Below are 21,818 nucleotides of genomic sequence, written 5' to 3'. Positions count from 1 at the left end.
GCCCAATCAGGAGCGCCGACATGGAAGAAAAACCGCTGATCACCTTTCACAGTTCCAGAGCACTGCTGGACGTACTGATACGCGCGGGTCTGATCACCATTCTGGTGCTGTTCTGTTACGACATTTTTCATCCGTTTCTCAATGTCATGCTGTGGGCGCTTATCCTCGCTGTCACGCTGTATCCGCTGAATCAGCTACTGGGATTGAAACTCGGTCATCGCTATGGCTGGGCGGCAATCATTCTGGTGCTGCTGGGCCTGGTGATTCTGATGCTGCCGTTGAGCCTGCTGGGTGCTTCGATCGCCGACTCGATCAAGGGCAGCATGCACACGTTCGAAGCCGGGCAGTTCGAGATACCGCCGCCACCGGCCAGTGTTGAAGGCTGGCCGCTGATTGGCGCGCCGCTGTACGGCATCTGGATGCATGCGTCACAGGACCTGAGCTGGGTGTTTCAGGAACTGGCGCCACACCTCAAGGACTGGAGCAAAGTGGTGTTGCATCAAGCCGCCGGTGTCGGGGCGGGCATCGTGGTGTTTGTGATTGCCTTGATCGTCGCCGGGTTGATCATGCACCACGGTGAGCGCGGCCACCGCACAGCGGTGGCTGTCACCACACGCATTTCCGGGCCGGTGCGTGGCCCGCAGATTGCCGACCTGTGCACGGCAACTATTCGTGCGGTAGCGCAAGGCGTGGTTGGCATCGCGTTTATTCAAATGCTGCTGGTCGGCGTGGCACTGGTGGTCATGGGCGTACCGGCGGCCGGCATTCTCGCCTTGATGGTGTTGCTGCTGGGCATCACCCAATTGCCGGTGTTGCTGATCACATTGCCCATCGTGATTTATGTCTTCGCCGTGGACGGGGTCAGCGCCAGCACGATTATATTTGCGGTGTGGATGGCGATTGCCGGGCTTGCCGACAACGTACTCAAACCGATGTTGCTGGGGCGCGGCGTCGCGGTGCCAATGCCGGTGGTGCTGATCGGTGCACTCGGGGGCATGGTCACCAGCGGCATTATCGGTTTGTTCACTGGGCCGGTGATTCTGGCGGTCGGTTATGAATTGTTCATCGGCTGGGTGTATCAACCGGCCGATGTCACCGAGCTTCTGGAGAGCCAGCGCAAAGAAAATCTGCCGTGACACTTATCGGTGCGCGGGAATCTGACAACCGTTCATCGCTCAACTACGCTGCCTTACGTATCCCTCTCTGACACTTGGGCGTAAGGAAACAGGCGCATGCGAAGCAGGCTGCTGGCGGTTTGGATAGTGGTGTTCGCGGCGCTCTGGAGCGGGCTCGGCTGGGCGGCTGATGAGGCAACAAAACCGGCCGACGAGGCGGTTGAGCTGAAGGTCGCCAACCGCAGCATCATGCTGTTTCGCGCCACCATCCTCGGCGAAGCGCCGGCCTCGCGGGTCAAACGGGCGAAAATGGTCATCAGTGAGGCGCTGGATGAAGGCGAGGACCTCAACGTCAGCATTGATCCGATCCAGAACAGCTATCTGGTGCTGATCGGTTCTAAACGCGCCTTCATTGTCGCGCCCAAGGACATCGACACGCTGGCCTATTCATCGGTGCAACAGGCCGCCGAGGGCGCGGCGGAAAAACTCCGCCAAGTGGTCAATGAAACCCGCGAAGCGCGCAGTCTCGACTTGATTCTGCGCTCGTTGGCACTGGCTGCCGTGGCCACGCTGATTTACCTCGCGCTGCTTTGGGGCCTGGCGTATTTGCGCCGCAAATTGCTGGCAAAACTCCCCGAACTGATGGATCGCCACACCCAGGCGCTGAAGGTTGGACGGGTGCAACTGATCGACTCGAATTTCCTCTATCCGCTGGTCAGCCGTCTGCTGTTGCTGCTGCGCTGGCTGCTGATTTTGTTGCTGACCTATGAATGGCTGGGCTTCGTCCTGTCACGCTTTCCCTACACGCGGCCATGGGGCGAAAGCCTCAACAACTATCTGTTCGAGCTGGCCGGGTATTTGTTGCAAGGCATCGTCGATGCGATTCCCGGACTGGGCGTGGCCCTGGCGATTTTCTTTATCGCCCGTGGCGTCACTGCGTTCACCCGACGCATCCTGCGGCGCATGGCCACCCCGGGCACCTTCAGTTGGCTCAATCACGAAACCCTGCAACCGACCCAACGCCTGACGGCGCTGGCGGTCTGGCTGTTTGCTCTGGCGATGGCTTATCCGTATCTGCCGGGTGCCGGTACCGATGCGTTCAAAGGCTTGTCGGTGCTGATCGGCCTGATGATTTCCCTCGGCGCGACCAGCGTAGTAGGGCAGGCTGCCGCCGGTTTGATCCTCACCTACACGCGCACCTTGCGCCCCGGCGAGTTCGTGAAAATCGGCGAGTACGAAGGCACCGTCACCGAGCTGGGCATGTTCACCACACGCATTCGCACCGGTCTGGGGGAAGTGCTGACACTGCCCAATTCGATGATCACTGGCACCGTCACCAAAAACTACTCGCGCACCGTGCAAGGCCCCGGCTATGTGGTGGATACGGTGGTGACCATCGGCTACGACACGCCGTGGCGTCAGGTCGAAGCGATGCTGCTGGAAGCGGCGAAGCGTACGCCTGGGATTCTCGAAGACCCGCCGGCTCAGGTGTTCCAGACTGCGCTGTCGGATTTCTATCCCGAATACCGGCTGGTCGCACAAGCGATCCCGAGCCAGCCCCGCCCGCGTGCGGTGCTGCTGAGCATGCTCCACGCCAATATCCAAGACGTGTTCAACGAATACGGCGTGCAGATCATGTCGCCGCACTATCTGGGCGATCCGCAGAGCGAGAAATGGGTGCCGCGAGAAAAGTGGTACACAGCACCCGCGCAAGCACCGAAGGATCAGTGACCGCCGCTCAAAGGAGTTCGCCCCATGCTCGAATTCATCCTGCACGCCTTGCGCACCGACCCGGAAATCGCGGTGTTCCTGGCGATTGCCCTGGGCGTGTTTATCGGCCGGATTCACATCGGCAGCTTCCACCTCGGCTCGGTGGCCGGTGCGCTGCTGATGGGTTTGCTGATCGGGCAGATCGGTCTGGAAGTGCCGGCGGGCCTGAAGTCAGTGTTTTTCGTGATGTTCATCTACGCCGTCGGGTTCAAGAGTGGCCCGGAGTTTTTCGGCAGCCTCAATCGCGGCACACTGAAACTGGTGCTGCTCTCAGTGGTGCTGTGCGCCACCGCGCTGGGGGCGATTCTACTGATGTACTCGGTGTTCGATTTCGACGCCGGGTTCACCGCAGGCCTGGGTGCCGGTGCGCTGACCGACACGGCGATCATGGGCACCGCGACCAGCGCGATCAATCAACTGACGATTGATGCCGCAGCCAAGGCGCAACTCAACAGCCACATGGCGATTGCTTACGCCATTACCTACCTGTTCGGCACCATCGGCTTGATCGTGTTTGTCGGCAGCATCGCACCGAAACTGCTCGGGGTGAATCTGCGCGAATCGGCGCGTGAACTGGAGCTGGAACTGGGCATCGCCAAGGAAGAAGAGGCGATCACCGTGCCTTACACGCGCATCGTCGTGCGGGCTCACCAAGTGGCGAGCAATGGCCAGGCGGATGGCCAGCGCATCATCGATTTTGAAAAGCTGCATGACTCATTGACGGTGGAGCGTGTGGTGCGGGCCGGGCAAATCATCGAGCGCGATGAACACTTCGTGCTGATGGCCGGCGATGTGGTGGGCGTGTATGCCTTGCGCGACGCGGTGGGCACGTTGAGTCACTGGGTCGGGCCGGAGATCGATCATCCCGAGTCCTTGTCATTCCCGACGCGCGAAGTGGATATTGTGCTGACCTCGGCGGAGTTTGCCGGCACAACCATTCATGAAGCGAAAACCCGATTGGCCAGCGATGGGCGCCTGGGGTGCTTCGTCAACACCATCTCCCGGCAGGGCTACGAACTGCCCTTGCTGCCGAACACGGTGTTACGCCGTGGCGACGTGCTGACATTGACCGGGCGCACGGCCAGTGTCGAAGCCATCGCCAAACGCCTGGGGCGGATCCGCAAGAACAACTACAAAAGTGACATCGCCATGCACACCCTGGGCATGGTACTGGGCTCACTGTTGGGACTGCTCTCGACCCATGTCGGCATGATCCCGGTGGAACTGGGCATCGGCGGCGGGGTGTTGGTCGCCGCGCTGGTGATTGGCTGGTACAACTCGCGCCACCCGGAAATCGGCGCGCTGCCGCCCGCGGCGCAATGGGCGTTTTCCGAGTTTGGCCTGACCGCGTTCGGCGCCGTGGTCGGCTTGCTCGCCGGGCCGGCGGCGTTTGCCGCAATGAAGGAGCAGGGGCTGGCATTGCTGCTGTCCGGCGCGGTGGTGACGATTTTGCCGCCACTGGTGGCCTTGTATTTCGGTCGCTATGTGCTGCGCTTGCACCCGATGATTCTGTTCGGTGCCTTGGCCGGCGCGCAGACGGAAGCGGCGTCGATGAACAAGATCATCGAGCAGTCGGGGAGTAACACGCCGGTGATCGGTTTCACCGTGTGCTATGCGATTTCCAATGTGCTGCTGGCGGTGTGCGGGCCGATTATCATCTTCGTGGTTGCTGGCTAGAGCGGATTGTCAGAAACCACTTTCGCGCATCAGTACCGCCAGCACATGAGTAGCGCCGTCGGCGAGCAAACTTCGCCGCTCACCCTCAATCTTCAGATGCCCGCGGGTTTCACGCAGGCTCGGCAGCGGCTCATCGAGCTGGATCAATACCTGAAACAGCGCATTGCTCGGAATCAGTGCATGTTCGGCATTGGTCGTCGGCACCGGACCGCCAAAGCGTGACGACAACATGCGGTGCGACAGCTGACTGGCGCGGGTGCTGCCGATCTGCACGACCCGGCCGGACAGCGGCGTGGTCTGGCCATCGGCATAGAAACGCACGTGATCCCCGGTGGCCATGCGGTGCACCTGATCCTGCGCGACATAAGCGTCGACCTGCCAACTGCGCGGATCAATCAGCATGCCCAGCGACTCCTGACGACCGACCCATTGCCCCGGTTTCCAATCGGGATTGACGTCCAGCCACACCCCGGCAAACGGCGTTTGCAGGTTCAGCCGGGCGATTTCCGAGCGCGCGGCGCGGGCTTCTTCGAACTGCACGTTCAGGCGCTGGCGAGTCACGGCGTCTTCGGCCAGGCCGCCGGGATCGGCGATCAGCCCGGACAGCCGCGCCTCATAACTGCGGGCATTGGCTTCGCTGGATTGCAGGCGTGAGGCGATGTCCGGCTCATCGAGGGTGATCAGGGTTTCCCCAGCCTTGACCGGACCGCCCGGGTGAATCGATTGCAAGCGCGCCGGGTAGGGCGCATACACGCGCAACTGGTGTTCGGCACGGGCCACGCCCACCGCATCGATCTGCGTACGCCACGGGATCGCCAAGCCCACCAGAACAACCAGCAGCCCGACATAGAATGCCACTTTGCGCCGGCTCGGAATCGCCGCGCGGTTTTTCCACCAGTGGCCCAACTCGCGCATGACGGGCAGGGCGATAAACCATGACAGTTCGACCATGAACAGGAAAATCCCCAGGACCTTGAAGAAAAACAGATAGACCGCCAGCGCGATCCCCAGAAACAGCACCAGCCGATAAATCCACGTGATGATCGCGAAGGTCACCAGCAAACGCCGTTGGCCGCTCGGAAAGGTTTCCGGCCAGTCCTCCTGCAAACCGAGCAGATTACGCCGCAACGTCACGCGTGCCAGTGCCGAGGCACGTTCGTGCAGGTTGGGAAAGTCCAGCAGGTCGGAAAGAATGAAGTAGCCATCGAAACGCATGAACGGACTGGCATTCAGCGCCAGTGACAGCAACCAACTGGTGGTCGCCAGATACAGCAACGCATTGCGCAACGCGCCCGGATCACACAAAGCCCAGCCCAGCGTCGACAGTCCGGCCAGCGACAACTCGGTCACGATCCCCGCTGAAGCGATGGCCAGTCGCTGCCGTGAACGGCTGAGTTTCCAGCTCTCGCCGGTGTCGGTGTAGAGCATCGGCCACATCACCACAAACGCGATGCCCATGTGCCCGACGCGCAAGCCCAATCGCGTCGCGACCAAGGCATGGCCGAGTTCATGCAGGGTTTTCGCGACGATCAGCGCCAGGGCAAAACTGAACAGGCCCTCGGTGGAAAACGATTCGACCACCGCGCTGGTGAACACATCCCATTGCTGCAACACCAGAATGATCCCGAGCAGGCTCAGGCTCAGCACCACAATCCCGGTGAGCGGATGAAACAGCCAGCCCAGCGCTCGTGTCAACACCTGCAACGGCTGTTGCGGGCGTAGCAGCGGAATGCGGAAAAACAGGTAGTGGTGCAGCCACCAGCGCCACGTCAGCCAACTGCCTTGCTCGCTTTTATCCTTCAATCGCTCCAGCGCGGCGGGACCGGCGCGCAGCAATTGATGTTGTTCGAGAAACTGGCGGAAATCGAGGACTTGCTCGACATCCGGTTTCAGCGCGGTGTCGTCGGCAATTTGCTCGCTGATAACGCGTGGCGACTGACCCCAGCGCAGCAGGCACTCGAATTCCAGCCAGCCGATACGGTAGAAACGGTTGATCACCGTGTCCTGAATCACCCACGCCGGTTCGCCGTTGCTGCCGTGGGCCGCTTCGCTCAGGCGCAAGTCTTCGCGCAGCGGCGGCACCGGCAGATCGGCTGGGTCGAGCATTACCAGCCACTCCACGCACGCAGCGTCGCCAAGGGTCGGCGCAGCAGGTAATAACCGAGCATGACCCTTCCGCCATAGATCTTCGCTGTGCCGTGCAGGCCGAGGCGCGCGTGCTCCGGGGCGCCCTCGATGCTGGCGAGCAAGCGATAAGCGACCACACCTTCATCGCTGGGGCGTGCCTGGTAGCTGGTTTCGAGGATCTGCCCTTTGAGTGGGGTCAGCGGGTAGGCGGTGAGGAACAATGTCACTTCTGCGCCCGGTTCCAAGGCAATCGCGTCGGCCACGGCCAATTGAATCAGCATGGCCGGTTGCGACGGGTCAGCCACTTGCATGATGCGTTCGCCAGTCACGACCGGTTTGCCCAGCCAGTCATTGGGATCGCTGAACACCGCGACGCCGCCGCGTGGCGACAGCACTTGCGTGCGTTTGAGTTGCGCCTGCACCGCCGCCAGCTCCGCTCGCCGTTGCTGCGCGCGCCCGGCAAGCAAGGTCAGTTCACTTTTGCTTTGCGGGTTGTCGAACGCGCGCTGACTGGCCGCCTGCAATTCGGCATCGGCCACCGCAACTTCCTTGCCGAGCACTTCGGCGCGGCTGCGCAGGGTGGTTTCATCGAGGGAAAACAGCGGCGTGCCGGCGTCCACCGGTTGATTGGGCCGAACCTGAATCTTTTCGATCACACCATCGATTGGCGAGCTGATGATCTGCGCCTGGCGCGAGACGATTTCCGTCGGCGCCAATGCGCTCTGGCGTACCGGCAATAACAGCAGGGCGCCAAGTACAATCGCCGCGAGCAGCAGTTGCTTGCGATTGGGTCGCCAGCGACTGAAACGCTTGCGCCGAGTCAGCGCCGACCAGCAATACGCCCAGGTCGCGACCAAACCTTTGAGGTGTTGCCACAACACGCCCGGCGGTTCTTGCTCCAGCAACAGGATCAACACGCCAAGCCGTTGATTGTCGCGATCCTGCAGCGGAATGCACCACAGCCCCGACGGCCACCATTCGTTCCAGCCCTCGGCGATGTCCGCTGGCGGCGCGGCGGTTTCCTGAGCGAGCCATACCGGCTCAGCATCGGGCACTTGCGCCGCGACCCAACGACTGGCACGGCGCAGCCACACCAGATAGGGCGAATCTTCGCTGGGCCGTGACAGACCAGAGACGTTGAGCAATTCCAATGAGGATTCACGCTGGGCAAACACCAGCGCCTGATGAAACGGTAGCAACGGGTACAGGTCGTTGGCCATGCTGAACGCCAGGCTGTTCAGCGAGTCAGCGGCCATGGCTTTATCACGCAGCGCATCGAGTTCGAGCAGCAGGTGAGGGTGCGGCAACGGCTCGTTCATGGTCATGGGCGCGCGTCTTGCTCGAACTGCGCGGTGCCGCTCATGCCGGCCATCAAGTCGGGGTACTTGTTGTCGAGCTTCGCTTCCAGTTCAACGGTTTGTGCTACTGCATCGACCCGTGAATTGATGCCGCTGACATGGGCCGGGTAGGTCTTGCCGGTTTCATGGATGCTGACCTGCAGCGGCAAGCCGGGTTTGAGGTCTTTGAGCAGATTCGAAGGCACGTTCAGGCGTACTTTCAATGCGCCGTCACTGACCAGATCGAACAGCGGCGTACCGGCCGAGACGGTTTGGTAAGGCTTGACGTAAACCTTGGCCACACGCCCGGAAAACGGCGCGAGCACTTGGCAGTAACTACTTTGCGCCGCGCCCATGGCCCGCGCGCCATCCGCTTTTTGCACTTCAGTATTGGCCATCGACACTTCGATATCGCCGACCGCGTTGAGCTGACGCAATTGCTGTTTCGCTTGCAGGTTCTGTTTGGCCATGGCCAGTTCCGCTGCGGCGACTTTTGAGCGCGCTTCGGCTTCATTGCAGTTGAAACGCGCGAGCAATTCGGCCTTGGCGACCTGTTCGCCGAACCCGGCTTTCAGTTCACCGAGGGTGCCGGCCATCTGGCTGGAGAGGGTGGTTTCCAGTTCGGCGGCGAGCAACACACGAATCGCACTGGCACTTTCCAGAGCTGTGGCCGACGGGCTGTCTTCGGCGTGGACGGGCAGGATCAGACTGGCCAACAGCAGGGCCCCGAAACGGCACTCAAGGGCGATTTTGCGCATTCGGCGTTCCTTGCGAAGTGGCAGCGAGCAGACGTTGTTGTTCTTGTTCGTTCAAGGTGCGCTGGATCTCCCGGGCCAGGGTCTTGATGTCGTGTTGCGAGATTTCCTTGGGCAGCACGTCCAGCCCGACCGAGTTGTACATCCGCCCCCATGCGGCCTGCGCACTGGAGAACGCCGCTTCACGCTGATAACGCGAGAGCAGATAACGTCCCTCGGAGCGAATCACTTCCAGTTCCGAGCCCAGCGCACCGGTTTTCGCCGCTTGGGCGTAGTCGAGCAGGCTGCGATCGACGCGCAGGCTGTCTTCGGCAAACTCGACCTCCTGCCGCGCCAGTTGATAGCGCAGGGTGCCGACCCGCACTTGGGTGAGAATCGCCATCGACAGCGCCACGCGCCGGGTGTCGTCGGTTTCACTCTGGGATTTTTCCGCCGCGTTCAGTGACGGCAGTTGCAGCAGACGAATCAGGTTCATCGACACTTGCAGACCGGTGCTCATCCAGTCGTTGTTGTAGAGGTATTTGTTGGAATCGTACTTGTAGCCAAAATCGACGCTGACATTCGGCCACAGCTGCGCCTTGGCGATCTCCAGATCCTTTTGATTGACGCGTTTGCGGTACCACTCTTCCATGATTTCCGGGCGATTTTCCAACGACAGCTGTTCGAGCCGCGCCATGCTCTGACGCACTTCCGGCAGCGGCGGGTCGGGCATGTCGGCGAGGATCATTTTCGAACCCGGCGGCAGCGACATCAGCGCCGACAGCTCGGCTTGAGCGAACTCCAGATCCTGACGGCGCACGGTCAGCAGGTAGATCGAGTCGAGCAGCGCCCGCTGATAAGCGAGGATTTCCTGACGCGGTAGCAGGCCACGGGTTTCCGCTTGGCGGGCCGAGGTCAGCGCGGTGTGGGTGCGCATCAACAGCTTGTCGACTTCCGGCATCAAACGCTGAGCGCCGAGCGCTCGCCAATAAGCGTTACGCACGTCCTGCAGCACGTTCTGCGCGACTTTGCGCCGACGCTCTTCGGCCATGAGGATCTGGTCGGATTTCTGCTGCGTGCGGTAATACGCGACGCCGAAATCCAGCAGACTCCAGCTCAAACCCAGACCGTAGACTTCGCGATAGCGCTCTTCCGAGGTCGATGGACGCAAGCTGACCTGACGGTCTTCGATGCCGATCGAGGTGCCGCCGGAATCGTTGTCACGCCCGGCATACCCGGCCGAGGCGACCAGACGCGGGAGCATTTCATGGCTGGAAACATCGCGCAGGTCCGAGGCCAGCGCGCTTTCCATCAGTTTGAGGCGGTAGTCGAGGTTGTATTTCAGGGCCCGCGCGGCGGCTTCGTAAAAGGTGATCGGTGCGGTGACCGGCTCCTGACCGGAATACATGCGTGACTGGTCGGCAATGATCCGTTGACGGTTTTCTTCGTCTGTGGAGGGTTTCGGCTCCGTTGATGAGCAAGCACTGAGCAACAGTGCAGAAGCGATGGCGGTACTGAGAAGCCGGTTCGCGTGTAGGCGCATGTTCATTCCTTTGCATTCTTCGAATTTTTCTTCAGGTCGACCGCTTTACCGTGGCGTGCGTCGTTGCGCTGCATCGCGCAATTGCGCGCTGAAGCCCTTGGCCCGTGGTTTTTCATGAGGCTTTTCTGCGTGTGCCGGGTTGTGTGTCAGGTCGGCCGGGTTCAAGGTGAACAGCGACGGGTCGCTCAACAAGCCATCGGCGCTCAAACCGGTGCGGCCCTGACGCCCCTGAATCCACAGCAGGTCCAGTTCGCTTTCGAGGCGGCTGGTACGCACCGCTTGCGCGACGAATTGCCCCGGCACCAGGCCCAGACCGTTGCCCACTGATTCGCTGGTGAACTCACCGACCGCCGCCAGCCGCAGGTTGCTGCCATCGACGCCCCAGGCCGAGAGTTCGGAGATTTCAGCGGCGCGCTCGACCACCGGTGTGACAAACACCGCCGGCTGCGGATCAGGGATCAGGAAATTGCGGTTCAGGGTGTTCGGGTCACGTTCGAAGTTGTTGCCGCCCGGTGCCGGTATGAACGGCGTGGCGATGTCGAGGGTAATCACCAGTTCGGCCTGATCGCTGGCGCCGGCACGGTCGTTGATCGTGTAGGTGAACACGTCGCGCAGAATCTGCCCGAGGCCGGCGGCGGCGAGTACGGAAGGGTTGTTCTGATCGATGGTGTAGGTGTAACTGCCGTCGGCGTTCAGTACCAGTGTTCCGTACAAGCCAATGATCGGCTGGCCAATCACGCCTGCCGCACCGGAACCCGACTCGGCGCCGGTGCGTACGCCGACCACCACCAGACTGTCATTGCCGTCGACGTCGCCATCGTTGGGCAGCACGTTGCCGGTGGTTTGCGGGGCAGGGGACTGATCGCTGGCAAAACCGCTGTCGTTTTGTGCGATCGGAGCATCGTTCGCACCCTGAATCACCACGGTCAAACGCGCACCCGAGGTCGCGCCGGCCGTGTCGACCATGCGGTAGGTGAAGGTTTCACTGAGGGTTTCGCCCGCCGTGCGCAAGGCCTGGACCACGGGATTGTCGTTGTCGATGACGTACGTGTAGCTGCCATCGGCGTTCAACGTCAGTTGCCCGTAGAGGCCGATCAACACTTGCCCGGCGCCGGTTGACTGGCCGGCCTGATTGCTGACGCTTTGCACCTGTTTGCCTTCGCCATTGGCCACGCTGTCGACGTCCGTATCGTTGTCCAGCACGTTGCCCGTGGCGTTGCTGCCCGCCGTGCCGTTGTTGACGCCTCCGGCTTCGATCGCCGTGGCGCTGTCATCGGCGGCGATCGGCGTATCGTTGCGGCCATCGACGGTGATGCGCAATTCGGCGGCGCTGGTGTCGCCCCAGCGATCGACGATGGTGTAGGTGAACACTTCATTCAGGGCCTGGCCGCTCTGACGCAAGGCCTGTACGGCAGCAAGGTTGTTGTCGACGGTGTAGGTGTAGCTGCCGTCGGCATTGATCAGCAAGTCGCCATACAACCCGCGCAACGAGGTGCCGACGCTGCCGACCGTGCCGATTGCGGTGACGGTGCCGGTGTGAATGCCGATCACCGACAGCGGATCGCTTTCGGCGTCGGTGTCGTTGTCCAGCACATTGCCGCCGGGGTTGAAACCGGGTTGATCGTTATTGCTGCCACCGGCCTCGATCGCCGTCGCTGTGTCGGTATTGGCCACCGGTGCAATGTTGCGCCCGCGAATGATGATGTGGATTTCCGCCAGATCGTTCTGCCCGCCACGGTCGCTGACCTGATAGGTAAAGCGCTCATTGAGAAATTGCAGCGGCCCCAAAGCCAGCACCGCCGCATTGTTCGAGTCGAGGTTATAGGTGAAGCTGCCATCGGCGCCGATGATCAACTGCCCGTAGAGGCCGTTGATCAGCGTGCCGTTGCTGTTGTCGGTGCCAGCCGTGACCCCGGCCAGACTGCCGCCGGCGTCTTCCGTGCCGAAACGAATGCCGGTGACGGTCTTGCTGTCACCCTGGTCGACGTCGGTGTCATTGGGCAGCACGTTGCCGCTCGGGTTGACGCCGTTGCCGTTGCCGTTGTCCGCCACGGCCAGCACGGTATCGTTGGCCGCGACCGGCGCATCCCAGGCGCCGTCGATGCGAATGCTCAGTTGCGCAGTGTCGGTGGCCCCGGCGATGTCGCGCAGGCGATAGGTGAAGGTTTCCACCAGCGAATCGCCGACTTTCAGCGCCTGCACGGCGGCGAGGTTGTTGTTGACCACGTAGCTGTAAGTGCCGTCGGTGTTGACGGTCAGCGTGCCGTACAAACCGTTGAAGGTCTGTGCGCCGACAACGCTGGTGAAGGTACCGCCGGCCGCTTCGCTGCCCGTGCGGATACCGGTGACCAGTTTGGCGTCGTTGGCATCGACATCGTTGTCGTTGCTCAGCACGTTACCGCTCGGATTGACCCCTGGCGTGCCGTTGAACGTGCCGCCGGCCTCGACTGCCACGGCACTGTCGTCGCTGGCGATCGGGTTGTCGTTGGCCCCGCGAATGGTGATAGTCAGGGTGGCGCTGCTGGTGGCGCCGGCGAGGTCGCGGATCTGATAGGTGAAGGTTTCCGTGAGGCTGTCGGCATTGCTGCGCAGTGCCTGGACCTGCGGATTGAGGTTGTCGACCTGATAGCTGTAGCTGCCGTCGGCGTTCAGGGTCAACCGGCCATAGGTGCCATTGAAAGCGCTGCCGATCAGGCCGACAGACGAGCCCTGATTGACGCCGATCACGCTGAGCACTTCGCCGTTGCCGTCGACATCCGTGTCGTTGCTCAACACATTGCCGCTCGGATCAGTGCCCGGCGTGGCGTTGTTCGCACCACCGGCTTCGACCGCAGTGTTGCTGTCGTTCTGCGCGATTGGCGTGTCGTTGCGCCCTTGAATGCTGATGTTCAACGTGGCGCGATCGGTGGCACCGGTCGCGTCGATGACTTCGTAACTGAACGCGTCGAGCAATGTGTTGCCGGCGCGCAAGGCTTGAACCGCCGCCATGCTGTTGTCGAGGCGATAGCTGTAGCTGCCGTCAGCATTCAGGGTCAGCCAGCCATAGGTGCCGCGCAACTCGGTGCCGAGGGCGCCGGCCGTACCGGTTGCGGCTTCGCTGCCAGTGCGCACCGAGGACACCGCGCGGGTCTCGCCATAGTCGTAATTGGGCAGGTCGCCGGGGACTTCGCCGCCGTCGACGTCGCTGTCGTTATCCAGCACGTTGCCGGTGGGGTCCTGGCCGGGCTGGCTGTTGTTCAAGCCACCGGCCTCAATGGCCACGCCTGAGTCGTCATTGGCCAGCGGGTTGTCGTTCTGCCCGCGGATCAGCACGATGATTTCGGCGGTGTCGATTTCCGGAGTCGCGCCGACGCCATCGCTGACGGTGTAGGTGAAACGTTCCGAGAGCAGATCGACGCTGCGCCGCAGCGCCTGAACGTCAGGGTTACTGTTATCGACTTCATAGACGTAGCTGCCGTCGGGGAAAATCGTCAGCGTGCCGTACAGCCCGGCAATCACCGTGCCGCCGAGATTCACCGCAATCGGTGTGCCCGGGTCGCCGCTCGCACCGGACTTGATCAGCGTGACCGTTAACGGATCGCCATCGGGGTCGGTATCGTTGGCCGTGACGTCGCCCGAAGGGTTGACGCCCGGCGTCAGGTTGTTGATCCCGCCGGCTTCGGTAGCGACGGCGATGACGTTTTGCGCCACGGGTGGATCGTTGACGCCGTGCACGGTAATCACCAGTTGCGCGGTGTCGGTGAGGCCGGTGGTGTCGGTCACGCGGTAGGTGAAGAACTCGGTCAATGTCTGCCCTGGCGCCAAGGCCTGGACCGCCGCGTTGGTACTGTCGACGTCATAGAAGAACGAGCCATCGGCGCCGATGCGCAAGGTGCCGTAAAGGCCTGCCACCAAGGTTCCGTTGGCTGAGGTGGTGCCGTTGGCCACACCGCTCAGCACGTCGACGGCCGGGTTGTAACTGGCTTCGCTTTTGTTGATCACGCCATTGACCAGCAACTGGCTGCTCGGCTGGTCATTGGCATCGACGTCCTGATCGATGCCGTTGCCGCCGGGCTGGGTGATTGGCCCGGGACGGCTAGGGAACTGAATCACGTTGCCGCTCGGATTGCTTTCCGAGGCTGTGCCGTTGCTCGACGCGGCTTGTGCCGACGCCGCATCATCGCTGGCTACCGGGTTGTCGTTGGCACCTTGGATGACGATGCGCAGTTGCGCGACATCGTCCAGTCCGCCGGTATCGGTCAGCCGATAGCTGAAGAATTCGACCAGTTGTTGACCGGCGCTGAGCCGCTGAACCGTGGCGTTGCTGTTGTTGACCACATAGCTGTAAGTGCCATCGGGATTGATGGTCAACGTACCGTAGAGCCCGGCAATCGCCGTAGCGCCGCTGACAGCCGTGAAATTGCCAGAACCGGCCTCGGCCACCGGGCGGATGCCGGTCACGGTGCGGGTTTCGCCATTGGCGGCGCTGTCGACGTCCTGATCATTGGTCAACACATTACCGGAGGCATCGCTGCCCGGTGTGCCGTTGTTGACACCGCCGGCCTCGATGGCCACGCCGTCATCGTCGATGCCCTGCGGCGTGTCGTTGGCACCCTGCAAGGTGACCGTCAGCGTGGCCGTCGAAGTCTCACCGGCAAGGTCCGCGAGGACGTAATTGAAGTTGTCCTGCAAGGTCTGGCCCGACACGCGCAAGGCCTGCACGGCCGCATTGTTGTTATCGACGACATATTGATACGAACCGTTGCTGCCAATCACCAACTGACCGTACAGGCCATTGATCACGGTGACACCAAGCACCGGCGTCTGAATGCCGGCGCCGGGGCCGACCGAAACCACGTGCAGTTGGTCGGCGTTGGTGGCGATGTCGACGTCGGTGTCGTTGCTCAGCACATTACCGCGCGGGTCGATACCGGCGGAGGCGTTGTTGCTGCCGCCAGCCTCCAAAGCCGTGGCGCTGTCGTTGACGCCGACCGGGTTGTCATTGACGGCGGCGAGGATGATTTGCAGGGTGTCGGTGTCGGTCAGTGCATCAGCTGCAGTGCCGGGAATGCCCTCGCCGTCGGCATCGCCGTAGTTGCCCCGGTCATTGCTGAGCACGGTGAGGGTGTCGGTGCCATTGAAGTTGGCATTGCCCAGATATTGCAGGCTGGCCAGCGCGGTGTTGATGTCGGCGAGGTTGCCGGTCAGGGTCATGCTCGCGGTATTGGCCCCGCTGACCGTGACGCCAGGCACTGTCGCGCCGAGGAACAGTGTCCCGTGAGTGACCGTGAGAATGACGCTGATGGCGCGGTCATTGACGTTCGGATCACGGTCGGCATCGACATCGGCGACGCTGATGCCGCCGATATTCAGCACCACGTCTTCCAGGCCGTTTTGCGTGCCGGGGAGGGTGTTGACCGGCGCGTCGTTCTGTTCGACGTAACCGGCGTTGGCGCTTTGCGTGTCGGCGTCGCCCAGGGTGATGGTGATCTGGCCGAGGGTGCCGGCGTCGCTGTCGACGCGCACGCGCAAATCACCCAGCGGTTGCGGATAACTGACCAGACCCGCCGGCACATCGATACGGAACACGCCCAGCGGCAACACGCCAAAGCGGTACTGGCCGTTGGCATCGGTTGTGGTGGTGAATTGCAGGTTGTCGGCCGTGGTGTCGAGGCGCCCGTCGGCGCCGGCCCAGGTCAGGGTCACGGTTTGCCCGGCCAGGCCGGCGCCGTCCGGTGTGGCGCTGGCGGTCGGGCTGGCGGTGTCGTTCCACAAGGTGCCGGTGATCACGCCGAGCCCGGCGGTATCGCGCAAAATGTACTGGTTCGGGCCGACGGCGCTGCCATCGCGTTCGCCGGTGGCGGTGCCATCAACCCCTACGCTGTTGCCGCCCCAACTGGTGAAGTCTTCAGGCAGGCTGCTCCAGGTCAGCGTTGCGTTGCTGCTGGCGACAATCGTCGAGTTCGGCAGGTCGACCGAGTAGCGCACCTGAATCTGCGCGCCGACATCCAGTTGATCGAAGTTGACGCTCAAACCGCCGCTGGTGCTGAAGCTGATGCCCGTCGGCAGGTTGCTCGGGCCGTAACTCACGCCATTGATGCTGACGCTGAGCAGGGTGTAATTGCTGCCGCCGGCAAAGCCGTCGCTGACGCGCGCATCGAACGCCGGCAACCCGCCGTTCTGGGTGAAGCTCAGTTGCACCGTGGCGTTGCCGGTGCTGCCGCTCGGGTTCGGGTTGAAGGTGACGATCTGCTTGTCGAGGCCGCTGAAGCTCGGTTCAACCACCCGTTCAAACACCGTGTCACTGACCGCACGCCCGGCACCGTTGACGATTTCCTGCGCGGTCACCGCCAGTTGCGCGCCAGCTATGTTGGCGGCGATGTTGGTCACACGCACGTTGAACTCGATAGAGATACCTTCCAGATCGGCGTCGTCGCCATTGCCGTTGACCACGTTGCCGAGATTGAACGTCACCACTTGGCTGCCATCGGGGTTGGTGATAACGGTCAGCCGGCTCGGGTCGAAGATGCCTTGCGGCGCCAGCCCGGACAGATCCGCAGTGATCGGCAGGGCCTCAGGGCTGTTTTCGTTGCCGTTGATGTTCAGCGTGCCGCCGACGATCAGGTTGGCATCACTGCTCAGCCCGCCGTTGGAAATGAACGCGATGCGCAGGGCATTGACCAGCGCATCCGGGGAAATGAACTGCAAGCCGTTGGCTAGAGTGATCTGCACTTGATAGTTGGGGTTGTTGCCCTCGGGCACCAGCACCACCACGCGGTAGCGAATCACTTCGCCGACGGTGACTTGTTCGACGGTGGTGGTGGTCGGGTTGGGCGCCGCCGTGTCCGGCAGGCCACCGACACGGGAGATTTCGATGGCCTGGGCCACAGGAATCAGCAACGTCGACAGATTGCGGTAATCGTTGAGGGTGCCGCCATTGAGCACGCCGTCGATGCCGGTTCTCTCGCCAGCATTGCCGCCGTCGAGGCTGGTCCATTGCACACTGGCAACGTTGGCGATGTTCGACAGGGCGGCGGCGCTGGCGTTGACGATGCCGCTCAGTTGCAAAACGATGCTGCCGCCCTTGGCGATGTCGATATTGGCGCCGCTGGCCGTGCGCAACTGGCCGCCGACGATTTCGAAAGCAACCCCGCCATTGTTGGTCGCGCCGTTCTGATACAGCACGCCGACCAGCGTGACGTTGCTGAGTTGAGTCGGCAGGGTGTCGAGGAAACTGATGTCGAACGCACTGAAATCGGTGCTGCCATTGCCGTTAGTGAGAGTGATATTGAAAGTCACCGTGTCGCCCTGGTCATAACCGCCCAGGCCGGAGGTCGAGGTGATCACCTGATTGATTTGCAGGGTCGGCTCGCGCACGGTCACCGTCGGCTGGCCACCGCTCAGGGCAACGTTGCGATCCAGCGCCACCGCGCCGTTCGGCGTGTCGCCATCCGGGTCGTTGTAAACCAACTGCGCATTGTTTTGCAGTGAGACGTTGGCCTGGTTGGCAATCACGTTGTTGGCCACCAGTTGCAGACGAATCACGAAGGTGTTGTTGCCGGTCTGGTTGTCCGCCGACACGCTGGAGACGCTGAAAGTCCAGCGTCCATCGACACCGTCGCCCCCCAGTGCGCCGCCAATTCCGGCGAAACCACCGACCAGCACGCTGCCGGCGAAATCGGCGCCGAGCGCGCCACTGCCGGCGCGAGTGGTGATGATCTGGTAGCCGAGGCCACCGTTGAAACTGGTGTCCAGGCGCATGCCCGGTGGAATCAGGTCTTCGATGCGCAGGTTTTGCGTGGTGCCTTCGGGCAGGGTGATGACGATGTCGTAGCGCATGCTTTCGCCGACCACCAGATCGCTGCCATTGGTGTGGCTGGCGCTGGAGTCGCCATTGTCCAGTGTGCCGTCGGCAAAGACTTTGCTGATGACCGGCGCGGCAATCTGCTGGCTGGCCAGGTCGATGAGGTCGGTCGGGGTGAAGTCGGTGCCGTCGTTGACGCTGGCGTAGTTGCTCAGGGTCGCGGTGGATTGCAGGCTGCGACTGGCCTCAATGGTGGCGCTGACCTCGACGTCATAGCTGATCACCACGACGTTGGCGCCGCTGGTATCGGCCGCCGTGCCGCTGCGCCCGGCCAACAGACTGGCCTGGCCACCCGCATCGAGGAAGGTGATCTGGTTGCCGCTGACGCTGTAGTCGGTGCCCAACACCAGCAGCGTGCCGTCGCCGCGATAAATCTGCAGATTGGCCGCCGCCAGGCTGCCGCCGACGAAGCTCAAGCCAGAGGGCAGGGTGATGCTGGTGCTGACGTCAAACGCGCCGCCGCCACCGCTGTTTTCGATCGCCGTGACCAGGCGCAAACGGTCGGCGCCGTCGATGTTGCTGATGTTGCCGTCGACCGCTGAAAGGTCGGTGACGCTGCCATTGAAGGGCACACCGGTACTGCCCGGTGGATTCCAGCTGCCGCTGGTGCCAGTCACCGTGCCGTTGGAGCCGGACACCACGCCGTGCTTGATATTGAGCACCGGCTCGGCGACCGACACGATCGCGACTACGTCGGAGGAAATCAGCGTGCGGTCGGTGAGGGTGGTCTGCTGGCTCGATTGTGCGAGGACGTCGAGCGAGCGCTGGTCGGCAAATGGCTGATCGCCGACCCGGACCGTGAAGCGAATGACGATGCGGCTGCCGGTGGTGGTGTTGGTGGCAAAGCTGCCGAAATCGAACACCACCGAGTTGCCGTCGGAGCTGGTGACGCTGACCACGCCACCGGCATTGGTATTGCCCGCCCCCAGCGCCCACTGGCCGACATCATTGCCCGAGCCCCAGGTAATCCCGCTGACATTGAACAGCGGCAGCGGCAGATACGCGGTGAGTTTGAACTGCTCGTAATCGCCGGTGATCAAGTCGTAGCTCAGCTCGAAGGTCACTTCATCGCCGGGGCGCAGTTCACCGTTGCCCGGCGGTGCGCCGTTATTGACCTCGACCAGATTGATATCGACGTTGCTGGTGGGGATCACGCTGGTGGTGGTGGAACCGTCGGTTTCGCTCTCGCCCGTCAGGTTGAAGCGATCGACCAACAGCGTGCCGTCCACCGTGGCTGTGTTGCCCAGTTCGTCACCTTCGTTGATGTCCGGATGCGGGTTGCCTGAAGGTGGTTTGTAGGTCTGGCCGACGATGGCCGAATAGCTCAACACCGCGACCACGGCGCCCTGCAACGTGTCGTCGAAGGCCAGGTCGCCGTTGAGCCAGCCGCGAATGTTGTTGAATGCATTGCGCAGCGACTGGGCGATATCGAACACCATCGAGGTGCTGCCATCGGCGTTGTTCACCACGCTGGTGACCAGGGTGATGGTCTGCGCGACGCCGTTGATCGTCACCGTCAGGGTCGGCGTGCCGCTGAGAGTCTGGCCATCGCTGAGTTGGTCGCGGATGACCAGTTGGCCTTCGTTGAAGAAGTCCTTGCCGAAGGCAAAGTAGTCGGAAATCGCCAGGTTGAGGGTGTATTGCAGGGTGTCGCCGGGGCTGATGCCGCTGTGGCCGATGTCGTTCTGCATCGTCGCGGTTTTCAGCAGTGTGATCGATTTGGCGATGAACTGCGTGCTCTGGCCGGTGCCGCTGAAATCGATAGTGGTGTTTGGTGCGGTGACGTCGCGAGGATCGAGCGGCACCCATTGCCCGGAAGCGGTCGGCGGGCCCAGGGTCACGGTCACCGCGTCGCCGGTGACCGGGTTGATCACCGGCTGGCCGTTGGCGTCGACTTCCGGCACGTAGAACGCGACCACGGTATCGGTCTTGCCGGTAAGGCTGTCGTAGGCGACGGTGAATGAATTGATATAGACGTCATTGGCCGCGATCAGCACAGCGATTTCTGCAGCATTGGTCACCACCGTGCCGTCGTGCAGGGTGATCGAGGTCAGCCGGCCGCCAGCGCCGGGGGTGATCGAGTTGACCTGTATGTTGTCGGGCAGGGGCTGGGTGACGACGACGTTGGTCAGCGTCTGGCCCGGCGCGGGTGTCGCCGACAGGGTCAGCGTGCGCACATAGTTGGGGCCGGTGGCGGTTTCGCCTTCCGGGGTATTGATCGTTTCGCTGACGGTGATCACCGTCGGGTGCACGACGAAGGTCGCAGTGCCGGCCTGGATCAGGCTCGGGTCGTTGGTCGGGTTGTCCAGTGCATCGTTGCCGAATTCGAAGCCGCCACTGGCGCGAATGGTCAGGTCGGGTGTGCCGTTGGAAAACGCCGTGTCGGCCAGATTGCTCAGGCTGGCGGTGATCTGCACGCCGATCACCGGCTGCTGGTTGGTGACGCTGGCGAAGGGCAACTCGATCACCACCAGTTTGTCGCCGGCGCGCATGCCGTAGGTGGCGGCGTTGATGATCAGGAAGTTGCCGTTGGCGTCTTTGGCCAGTGGATGCGTGGCGTTGCCATTGGCATCGAAGGTCACCACGTGGCTGATCAGGTTTTGCCCAAGGTAGGTGGCCGAAATGAAATTGACGCCGTCGTCGCCATCCTTGCCGGTGACCGGCATCGCCAGGTTGATGAATGGCGCGTAACCCACCTGGGTCGAGGTGTTGCTGAAGTTCACGGTAAACGTGAAACGGTCGCCAAGCAGTACATCGCTGCCGCCGGTGGACACCGTCGCGGTCGGCGCGGCATCGGCCAGCAATCCGTCGAAATGCGCCATGGCGAGGCTGCTGATGGCGATGCTCTTGTCGAGATCGCCGACCCGGGTTTCCAGGGTCCAGTCGCCGCCGGCCTGGCTGCTGCCGGTGTCATTGCTGGAGGCGCCGACATCGGCGCCGGTCCAGCGTGCCAGTTCGCTGACCAGGGTTTGCCCGACCGCACCGGCGCCGACATCGCAACCGTAGAGCTGAATGTCCGCGCCTTGGCTCAGATTGTTGCGCCATTGTTCGAGGGTCTTGCCCAGCGAGTCGATGTTGTCCGAACTGACCGTGCGGTTGCCCAGGGTGAATTGCCCGGCGGCGCCGTGGGACATGATCTGGATTGAATCGACCTTGCCCAGTTGCGCCAACGCCGCAGAGATTGCCGCCAGACCGTCTTCGCCGACATTCACCACAATCGCGGTGACATTGCCCGGCAACTGCGCGACCAGTTGATCGCGGTTTTCGATGCGGCTGTCGATGACCAGCAGGCTGCGCGCAGCAGACGGTGCAGGCTCGGTGGCGCGGCCCTCGGTGGGCGTGCTGTGAGGAACCTGGGCATCCACGGCGGCCGGCGGCGCGGCGGGATCGCTGTGATGTTGATCGGCAGCCGCCGAAGCGGCGGCGCCGTCGAACAGAATTCTCGGTTCCAACGCCAGTGACTGACGTTGCGGGCGCCAATGGGCGCCGGACAATCCATTGCGTGAACCTTGCATGATCGGCCTCGTACTGCCTGCTGAATCCATCCAATGAGTGCCGACGCCGGGCGACGGACAAATTCAGCGTAGGACGTTTCTTACGCTTTTCCAGCGAAGTTCAGGGACTTGCAACGAGGCGCGATAACAGCCTATGGCCATCAATGCGCGGTGTGTC

At 62.3% G+C, this 21,818-nt stretch carries 8 protein-coding genes; 3 read left to right on the top strand and 5 right to left on the bottom strand.

The window, feature by feature from the left end:
- Positions 1-20: 20 nt before the first annotated feature.
- The 3 genes from FGA82_RS01120 to aspT all read left to right on the top strand — a co-directional run bounded on the left by FGA82_RS01120 (position 21) and on the right by aspT (position 4,562).
- A complete protein-coding gene (locus FGA82_RS01120; protein ID WP_141125721.1) occupies positions 21-1,136 on the top strand; it encodes an AI-2E family transporter in 1,116 nt (371 codons plus the stop codon).
- A 96-nt stretch (positions 1,137-1,232) separates the two neighbouring features.
- Positions 1,233-2,846, top strand: a complete 1,614-nt coding sequence (locus tag FGA82_RS01115; RefSeq protein WP_141125720.1) for a mechanosensitive ion channel family protein — start codon at positions 1,233-1,235, stop codon at positions 2,844-2,846.
- Positions 2,847-2,870: 24 nt separating this feature from the next.
- Positions 2,871-4,562: an aspartate-alanine antiporter gene (gene aspT / locus FGA82_RS01110; protein WP_141125719.1), complete on the top strand. Its 1,692-nt coding sequence runs from the start codon at positions 2,871-2,873 to the stop codon at positions 4,560-4,562.
- Between the two features lie 9 nt (positions 4,563-4,571).
- Here aspT and FGA82_RS01105 read toward each other — a convergent pair whose 3' ends face one another.
- The 5 genes from FGA82_RS01105 to FGA82_RS01085 are packed head-to-tail and all read right to left on the bottom strand — an operon-like array spanning position 4,572 to position 21,661.
- The gene (locus tag FGA82_RS01105) at positions 4,572-6,668 is read right to left on the bottom strand and encodes an HlyD family efflux transporter periplasmic adaptor subunit (RefSeq protein ID WP_141125718.1); all 2,097 of its coding nucleotides are present in this window, start codon (positions 6,666-6,668) and stop codon (positions 4,572-4,574) included.
- Positions 6,668-8,014 carry an efflux RND transporter periplasmic adaptor subunit gene (locus tag FGA82_RS01100; protein ID WP_171057223.1) on the bottom strand — a complete coding sequence of 449 codons (1,347 nt, stop codon included), beginning with the start codon at positions 8,012-8,014 and terminating at the stop codon, positions 6,668-6,670. The genes FGA82_RS01105 and FGA82_RS01100 overlap by 1 nt, the downstream gene beginning before the upstream one ends.
- The gene (locus FGA82_RS01095) at positions 8,011-8,784 is read right to left on the bottom strand and encodes an efflux RND transporter periplasmic adaptor subunit (RefSeq protein WP_141125717.1); all 774 of its coding nucleotides are present in this window, start codon (positions 8,782-8,784) and stop codon (positions 8,011-8,013) included. The genes FGA82_RS01100 and FGA82_RS01095 overlap by 4 nt, the downstream gene beginning before the upstream one ends.
- The gene (locus FGA82_RS01090; RefSeq protein ID WP_038361564.1) at positions 8,765-10,303 is read right to left on the bottom strand and encodes a TolC family protein; all 1,539 of its coding nucleotides are present in this window, start codon (positions 10,301-10,303) and stop codon (positions 8,765-8,767) included. The genes FGA82_RS01095 and FGA82_RS01090 overlap by 20 nt, the downstream gene beginning before the upstream one ends.
- 45 nt (positions 10,304-10,348) lie before the next feature.
- Positions 10,349-21,661: a VCBS domain-containing protein gene (locus FGA82_RS01085; RefSeq protein ID WP_141125716.1), complete on the bottom strand. Its 11,313-nt coding sequence runs from the start codon at positions 21,659-21,661 to the stop codon at positions 10,349-10,351.
- Between the last annotated feature and the right edge of the window lie 157 nt (positions 21,662-21,818).

This window comes from Pseudomonas fluorescens, from assembly GCF_005938625.1.
In the GTDB taxonomy this organism is placed as follows: Bacteria; Pseudomonadota; Gammaproteobacteria; order Pseudomonadales; family Pseudomonadaceae; genus Aquipseudomonas; species Aquipseudomonas fluorescens_BD.
This window is presented reverse-complemented; position numbering and strand designations above follow the sequence as displayed.

What these genes read in the sequence shown, in the direction of transcription:
- FGA82_RS01105 (WP_141125718.1), bottom strand. Translation starts at nt 6,668, where the DNA reads ATGCTCGACCCAGCCGATCTGCCGGTGCCGCCGCTGCGCGAAGACTTG.
- FGA82_RS01100 (WP_171057223.1), bottom strand. Translation starts at nt 8,014, where the DNA reads ATGACCATGAACGAGCCGTTGCCGCACCCTCACCTGCTGCTCGAACTC.
- FGA82_RS01085 (WP_141125716.1), bottom strand. Translation starts at nt 21,661, where the DNA reads ATGCAAGGTTCACGCAATGGATTGTCCGGCGCCCATTGGCGCCCGCAA.
- aspT (WP_141125719.1), top strand. Translation starts at nt 2,871, where the DNA reads ATGCTCGAATTCATCCTGCACGCCTTGCGCACCGACCCGGAAATCGCG.
- FGA82_RS01095 (WP_141125717.1), bottom strand. Translation starts at nt 8,784, where the DNA reads ATGCGCAAAATCGCCCTTGAGTGCCGTTTCGGGGCCCTGCTGTTGGCC.
- FGA82_RS01090 (WP_038361564.1), bottom strand. Translation starts at nt 10,303, where the DNA reads ATGCGCCTACACGCGAACCGGCTTCTCAGTACCGCCATCGCTTCTGCA.
- FGA82_RS01115 (WP_141125720.1), top strand. Translation starts at nt 1,233, where the DNA reads ATGCGAAGCAGGCTGCTGGCGGTTTGGATAGTGGTGTTCGCGGCGCTC.
- FGA82_RS01120 (WP_141125721.1), top strand. Translation starts at nt 21, where the DNA reads ATGGAAGAAAAACCGCTGATCACCTTTCACAGTTCCAGAGCACTGCTG.